Annotated in this window: 1 protein-coding gene; it reads right to left on the reverse strand. The window is 63.6% G+C overall.

Annotated features, from left to right (window positions below; translation table 11 throughout):
• Window positions 1-55: 55 nt before the first annotated feature.
• Window positions 56-1,188 (reverse strand): IS3 family transposase gene (locus tag ACWGXF_RS24335; RefSeq protein WP_122975108.1). Its coding sequence is split into 2 segments (ribosomal slippage): window positions 56-933 and window positions 933-1,188, totalling 1,134 coding nucleotides; the frame shifts between segments, so codons are not numbered across the junction.
• Window positions 1,189-1,257: the final 69 nt, after the last annotated feature.

A 1,257-nucleotide genomic window follows, 5' to 3' on the forward strand; every position in this document is an offset into this window, starting at 1 on the left:
TGACCTGCCCCCTTCAGCCGTACCAGTGATTAGGTTGGGGTCCTGGGGTTGAAGGTTAATGGATTTGGGCAGGGATCTCATGACGAGCTGCGTCGCCTGCGTGCTGACGCAGTTGCTGGGCATACCTGGCTGGCGGTATGCGGCCAATGCTGCTGTGAGGCCGAACCTCGTTGTAGTCCCGACGCCATGCGGCAATCTCGGTGCGTGCCTGGCGCATGCTCTGGAACCAGTGCTCATTGAGGCACTCGTCGCGGAACTTGCCGTTGAAGCTCTCGATGTAGCCGTTCTGCATGGGCCGACCTGGCTCGATCAGGATGTGCCGGATGTGGTGTTCCTGCGTCCAGGCGATGAAGGCCCGGCTGGTGAACTCCGGGCCGTTGTCGGTTCTGACGGCGGCCGGGTAGCCCCTGAAGCGCGCCGCCTGATCCAGCAGCCGGGTGACGTACAGGCCGCTGATGCCGTAGTCCACAGCGATCTCCACGCATTCGTGGCTGAAGTCATCGGCCACGGTCAGGCACTTGATGCGCCGGCCACTGGCCAGGCTGTCGCTGACGAAGTCCATGCTCCACACCTCGTTGATGCGTTGGGCGATGTTTAGGGGCGTGCGCTCCATCACGGGGCGCTTGGCCTTCTTGCGCTTGCGAACCGCCAGATTGGCCGCTCTGTAGAGCCGGTACACCCGCTTGTGATTGACGCCAGGGAAGTCGTTGCGCAGCAGGTCGTGCACGCGCCGGTAGCCGAAGCGCCGACGCACATGCGCGATCTCGACGATCTTGTCCTTCAGGGCCTGGGTCTGTGCGCTGGGCACCGGTGGGTGCCGGTAGCTGTCTCGGCTTAGCCCCACAAGCCCGCACGCGCGACGCTCGGACAGTTGGTGCTCCTGCACCAGCTGCGTGATCAGCTCGCGCCGGGCTTGTGGGGCTACCTTTTTACCCCGAGCACGCTCTTGAGCGCATGCAGATCCAGGTGCGCCTCGGCCAGCAGGTGCTTGAGCTTGGCGTTCTCCGCCTCCAGCTCGCGCAGCCGTCTGGCCTCTGACACCTGCATGCCGCCGAACTTGGCGCGCCACTTGTAGAACGTGGCGTCGGAGAAGCCGCCCTTGCGGCAAATCTCCGCCACCGCCATGCCGACCTCGGCCTGTTGGAGGAACCCGATGATCTGTTCCTCTGTGAACTTGCTCTTCCTCATGTCTGCGATTCTCCTGAATGGCGGACCCCTTGCTACTTCACATTGGTACGGCCTGGGGGGAGCAGGTCA

The organism is Comamonas sp. HJ-2 (genome assembly GCF_053615495.1).